Raw genomic sequence first — 5,431 nt, 5'->3', positions numbered from 1 at the left:
GTCACCAGTGCGGGACGAATGGCGGGAAGCATCACAAACCACCATATCCCGACTTCAGAACATCCGTCCATCCTCGCTGCTTCTTCTATTTCTTTCGGCACTCCTTGAAATGCTTGCCGCAGCAGGAAAATTCCAAAAGCTGAAGCTAAAGATGGAAAAATTATCCCTAAATAGGTATTTCGCAAACCTAGCTGGACTGTCAATACATACAAGGGAATCATCACGATTTGGAACGGAATCATGATGGTGGAAACAATTGCTGTAAAAATCGCTTCTTTTCCCCGAAAGTTTAGCCGTGCGAGTGGGTAAGCGGCGAGGGAACAGAACAGCAAATTTAATCCAACTGTTAGTACTGCTATTAGGGTGCTGTTAAATAAATACTGCCCGAACGGATTGGTCTGGCAAACTTGCACAAAGTTATCGAAGGTGGGCTGACTGGGCCATAACTGGGGTGGAAATTGAAAGATATTTTCTCCCGGCGATTTGAAGGCGGTACTTATCAACCAGAGTAGGGGAAACAACATCAGAAATGCGATCGCACTCAATCCCCCATACATCCAAACCGATTCCCATCTAGACCGCCCTCGGCTTTTGGCTTTTCCATCTCGCTTTTCCATCTTTTTCATCTGCTTTGAATTGGCCATTGCCTTACATTACTAATACTTATTTAATTCGTCTGTTAATAAGTCCCTGTTAATCCCATCTTTTGCCATCAAAAAATGTGTAAATGTTTGTAAAAACACTTGCATTGTGTAATGAGACATGAGATTATAGTAATTGTATTTTACTAAGTAAATCACTTTCCAAGCCTACATCGGTACGTGCTTGGAGCGCAACGGACAATTGTCCGTTGCGCGGGGTTCAGAAAACATCAGCCTGACAGTTAAAAACTTCATTGCAACATCCTCAAACCAACTTCTGTACAAACACCATTTAACTGAATGTCCCATCCTTCAATGGGTAACTGTGGCAGATAAGCAAATTCAAACACAATCCCAATTGTAGGCTTTGACGACCACTCCGGGGAACTCAAAAGGCGATCGTAATAACCGCCGCCATATCCCAGTCGATACCCCCGCACATCGCAAGCAACTGCTGGAACCAAAATTAAATCTACTTCATTGGCGTTTAAAGTTGGTAAATCCGGGTGAGGTTCAAAAATTCCAAAAGCACCTTTTTGCAGCGGTTCTCCGGGTTTCCAGATATGCCAGGAAAGCGCGTTGCCCACACAGCGAGGAAATCCCCATTTGCGGTTATCGGTAAATAAAATACTGAGGTCAGGTTCTTGTCGGAAACTAAAATAAGCGAGAATTGTTTTTGCTTGGGTAAAGAGAGGGGAAGATTGGAGGTGCGAGGAGATGCGATCGCTCTTTTCTCTCCACTCTTCTGGTAACATAGATTGGCGTGTTTTGATAAGCGATCGTCTTAATTCTGCTTTTTCCATTTAGAAACCAAGTACCACATTCATCGCCAAACGAATAGACTCCCAGTATTCTTCTTCCAAAACCCCTACTAAACCGAGAATCCTACTACTATCAAGCGATCGAATTTGTCCGACATCAATATAGCGATCGCGATCTAAGCCGTTAGTTGATGTTGCTTTTACATTCACAACATAAGGAGCATTTTTAACTCCTGGCATTAAAGGCATTCCCAGCGTTAGAAAGCCATAACGGTTTCCCTCATCATTTTGGACGATTACACAAGCACGGATTTTCTTCGCTTCTGCACCAACTGCTGGGTCAAGATTAACCCAGCGAATTTCTCCACGACGATAAGTTAGCGTACCATCAGGCATCTATTCCGTCCCCTACTACAACGTCCCACAAAGCAACTTCTTCACGATAGGCTGCATCTTGTGCGTCTCGTTGATAAGCAGCTCTTAGTTCTTCCTGAGTATATTGTTGTCGCACTTGTGCTAAAACTGCATTGATATATGCGCTGCGGTTGGCTTTGTTTCCCGAAGCAGCTGCTTGCCGATCGACAAAAGCAAGGATTTCGTCATCCAGTGTTATCGTAACTTTTTTTGCCACTGCTATTCTGGTTTTATCTTACTCAAACATCATACCCTTTTATCTTATCACGAGGATAGAAAGCGATCGCTCTTGTTCTCGACCTTCTTCTGGTAGCTTAGATTAGCGTGTTTTGATGAACCATATCTTCATACTATTTTTTCGATTCAAAGCAACTTAAAATCATCACTAAAAGGATTGGTAAATCGCACTCCTTCTACGATCGCACCAGAGTTAAAATCCTCACTATAAACTTCTGTAATTTGGTTTAACTTAGCAGTCGCCTCTTTACTTCCTTGCCTTTTTGGTGTATCATTCAAATAATGGAAATCTAACTATAATCAAATATTAAACGATAGTTCTTCCTCATCAAAATTAGCATAACATAAAAAAATTAAGCCTGTCAATAGGCTTATCTATATTTTTTTAGAAATCGACATTGGCTAAATTTAACTTTGCTCATACGCCGTTAAAAATTCCTCTCGTGAGATACCTGATTGGGTACAAATAGATCTAAGCGTTGAGCCTTTAATTTGAGGATGATTCGGCATAGTTAATGGGGTGCATCTGCTGCCAAATTTTGATTTTTCCATCTGGGCTGATAGCAACAAAATTAACGTATTCTAAATGTCCCGTGAGAGTGTGAATTTCTTTCTTTGTGCTAAGATTCCAGACTTTGATAGTTGTGTCTCTGCTACCGCTAGCTAAAGTCTGCCCATCTGGACTGATAGCAATCGAATCAACCGACTTCAAATGTCCATCCTTTGAACAAAACTTTTTATTTTAAAATCGAGTATATATGAGCGCACATTTTCCCATTCTTTTAGGATATGTCAAATTATGAAAAAATGCAAGAGCGATCGCACTCTTCCCATTTAAAAGGCCGATGAATACACAAACCTATTTTTTTCTTGTTGGGGATTGCAAAAAGCTTGGTTGCTGGGGAAAGGAAACCTATTTCTTAGCCATATCTACAACTTCTGTGAAAGGGTTTACCTGAGCGCACATTTTCCCACACTTACATAATACTACCAAAAGAGAAAAATAGCAAGTCCGATCGCCGAAAATTTTCCCTGTACTTTGCGATATCTGTAACTGTGTGAAGGGGTCTACCTGAGCGCACATTCTCCCACACTTACATATTACTACCAAGAAAAAAAATGTCAAGAGCGATCGCCAAAATTCTTCCAGGTACGTAATTGCGCTTAAGCGCAACTACGTACCCAACTACTCAGCGTGCTGACGATACCAATCAATAGTATTCTTCAGCCCTTCCTTAAACTCCACCTGCGCCACAAAACCAAACTTTTCCTTAGCGCGTTCCGTATCCAAACACCGCCGAGGTTGTCCGTTCGGCTTATCCGTTTCCCAAACAATTTCGCCCTGAAATCCCATCAAATCGCAGATTAATTCCACCAAATCTTTGATGGTAATCTCATAATTAGTTCCCAAATTCACTGGGTCAGCCTCATCGTAAGACTGAGTAGCCATCGCAATTCCTCGCGCCGCATCATCTACATAGAGAAACTCGCGACTCGGACTACCATCACCCCAAACAGGTAAATGTTTATCTCCCCGGACTTGTGCTTCGTGAACTTTGCGAATTAAAGCAGGAATTACGTGAGAACTACGCGGGTCAAAATTATCCTCTGGCCCGTACAAATTCACAGGTAACAGATAAACACCATTAAATCCATACTGTTGCCGATAAGATTGCAGTTGCACCAACAAAGCTTTTTTCGCCACACCATAAGGCGCGTTTGTTTCTTCGGGATAACCTTCCCAAAGGTCATCCTCTTTAAACGGAACTGGTGTAAATTTAGGATAAGCGCAAATCGTACCAACACAGACAAACTTTTCCACACCAGCTTGATAGGCAGCGTGAATTAATTGTACGCCCATCATCAAATTATCGTAGAACAATTCACCCGGTTTTTCGCGATTTAAACCAATGCCGCCAACGTGCGCCGCCAAGTGAACGATGACATCTTGATTTTGGGAAAGTTTTTGACAAACATCCATCGATCGCAAATCGAACTCACGCGATCGCGGTATCGTAATCTTATCGCGATCGGCTCCAGCATCGCACAACTGTTTTACCACCTGGCGGCCCAAGAAACCAGCCCCGCCAGTGACCAAAATTCTTTTATCTTTTAAATCCAACACCATATCTCCATCCTCATCTGTCGGGGCTGTACTTTCTTAATCCATTACCGTAGCTGCATCTTGACGAATGGTAGCAATGTCAGGCGCAAATTTCGCTCCCTTACCATCCGGTAAAGTCAGTCCTAATCTCTGCAAATCTGCTTCTACCATCAAACCAACTAACTCTGAAAATGTCACTGAAGGTTGCCAGCCTAACTTTTCTTTTGCCTTAGATGGGTCGCCAATTAACAACTCAACCTCAGCTGGGCGTAAATAACGTTCGTCAAATTCCACATAATCATGCCAATCCAAATTGACATAACCAAAAGCTAAATCCAAAAATTCCCGAATCGAGTAAGTTTCGCCCGTCGCAATCACGTAGTCATCTGGCTGTTCTTGTTGTAGCATCAGCCACATCGCTCTCACATAATCCTTAGCATAACCCCAGTCCCGCTTAGAATCCAGATTACCTAAGTAAATTTTTTTCTGCTTCCCAGCTAAAATTCTAGCAACCGCTCGCGTAATCTTCCGCGTTACAAACGTTTCCCCTCTCCGAGGACTTTCGTGGTTAAATAATATACCGTTACAAGCAAACAATCCGTAAGATTCCCGATAATTCACCGTTTGCCAATGACCGTAAAGTTTCGCGCAAGCATAAGGACTGCGGGGATAAAACGGCGTCGTCTCCTTCTGCGGCACTTCCTGCACCTTACCAAACATCTCAGAAGAACCTGCCTGATAGAAGCGCACCTCAATCCCCGTGCGATGTTGGTAATCCCGAATCGCCTCCAGCAGGCGCAGCGTGCCCATCGCCACCGTGTCTACGGTATACTCCGGCGAGTCAAAGCTAACCCGCACATGAGATTGCGCCCCCAAGTTATAAATTTCTACTGGTTTAACTTCTTCCAAAATCCGACGCAACGTCACCCCATCAGTTAAATCGCCGTAATGGAGGAACAACCGCGCTGTCGGATTGTGGGGGTCTACATATATATGATCGAGTCGGTCTGTATTGAAGGTAGAAGTCCGCCGGATAATCCCATGAACCTCATACCCTTGTTCGAGCAAAAACTCACTCAAATAAGATCCATCTTGACCTGTAATGCCAGTGAGTAGGGCTCGTTTTCTTTGTGTCATCTTCCGAATTCCTCAGCAACTTTCAATTTGAGGTAGTTGCCTGTCTTCCACAGGCAGAAACCTTTACATTTGAGGTTTAGTTTATGCCAAATGGCACGCTACGCGATCGCAGTTGGCGTTATAGTTACAGCTAATCG

At 43.2% G+C, this 5,431-nt stretch carries 8 protein-coding genes; all 8 read right to left on the bottom strand.

Annotated features, from left to right (window positions below; translation table 11 throughout):
- A partial coding sequence (locus H6S82_RS16215) for a carbohydrate ABC transporter permease (protein WP_242056979.1) occupies window positions 1–557 on the bottom strand: 557 nt, incomplete at its 3' end.
- 335 nt (window positions 558–892) lie between these two features.
- Window positions 893–1,444 carry a 5-formyltetrahydrofolate cyclo-ligase gene (locus tag H6S82_RS16210; RefSeq protein WP_190466951.1) on the bottom strand — a complete coding sequence of 184 codons (552 nt, stop codon included), beginning with the start codon at window positions 1,442–1,444 and terminating at the stop codon, window positions 893–895.
- On the bottom strand, window positions 1,445–1,798 hold the full coding sequence (locus H6S82_RS16205; RefSeq protein WP_190466948.1) for a type II toxin-antitoxin system PemK/MazF family toxin: 354 nt from the start codon (window positions 1,796–1,798) through the stop codon (window positions 1,445–1,447).
- The gene (locus H6S82_RS16200; RefSeq protein WP_190466944.1) at window positions 1,791–2,033 is read right to left on the bottom strand and encodes a CopG family transcriptional regulator; all 243 of its coding nucleotides are present in this window, start codon (window positions 2,031–2,033) and stop codon (window positions 1,791–1,793) included. Before H6S82_RS16200 ends, H6S82_RS16205 begins: the two co-directional genes overlap by 8 nt.
- 146 nt (window positions 2,034–2,179) lie before the next feature.
- Window positions 2,180–2,332 carry a hypothetical protein gene (locus H6S82_RS16195; RefSeq protein WP_199315373.1) on the bottom strand — a complete coding sequence of 51 codons (153 nt, stop codon included), beginning with the start codon at window positions 2,330–2,332 and terminating at the stop codon, window positions 2,180–2,182.
- Window positions 2,333–2,540: 208 nt separating this feature from the next.
- Window positions 2,541–2,765: a hypothetical protein gene (locus H6S82_RS16190; RefSeq protein WP_190466942.1), complete on the bottom strand. Its 225-nt coding sequence runs from the start codon at window positions 2,763–2,765 to the stop codon at window positions 2,541–2,543.
- Between the two features lie 474 nt (window positions 2,766–3,239).
- On the bottom strand, window positions 3,240–4,181 hold the full coding sequence (locus H6S82_RS16185) for a GDP-L-fucose synthase (protein ID WP_190466939.1): 942 nt from the start codon (window positions 4,179–4,181) through the stop codon (window positions 3,240–3,242).
- Between the two features lie 33 nt (window positions 4,182–4,214).
- The gene (gmd, locus tag H6S82_RS16180; protein ID WP_190466937.1) at window positions 4,215–5,294 is read right to left on the bottom strand and encodes a GDP-mannose 4,6-dehydratase; all 1,080 of its coding nucleotides are present in this window, start codon (window positions 5,292–5,294) and stop codon (window positions 4,215–4,217) included.
- Window positions 5,295–5,431: the final 137 nt, after the last annotated feature.

This window comes from Planktothrix sp. FACHB-1355, from assembly GCF_014748295.1.
GTDB classification, from domain to species: domain Bacteria; phylum Cyanobacteriota; class Cyanobacteriia; order Cyanobacteriales; family Aerosakkonemataceae; genus Aerosakkonema; species Aerosakkonema funiforme_A.
The sequence above is the reverse complement of the archived record's forward strand: the minus strand, read 5'-3'. Positions and strand labels throughout refer to the sequence as shown.

Coding starts and splice junctions, on each gene's coding strand:
- H6S82_RS16205 (WP_190466948.1), bottom strand. CDS start 1,798: ATGCCTGATGGTACGCTAACTTATCGTCGTGGAGAAATTCGCTGGGTT.
- gmd (WP_190466937.1), bottom strand. CDS start 5,294: ATGACACAAAGAAAACGAGCCCTACTCACTGGCATTACAGGTCAAGAT.
- H6S82_RS16185 (WP_190466939.1), bottom strand. CDS start 4,181: ATGGTGTTGGATTTAAAAGATAAAAGAATTTTGGTCACTGGCGGGGCT.
- H6S82_RS16210 (WP_190466951.1), bottom strand. CDS start 1,444: ATGGAAAAAGCAGAATTAAGACGATCGCTTATCAAAACACGCCAATCT.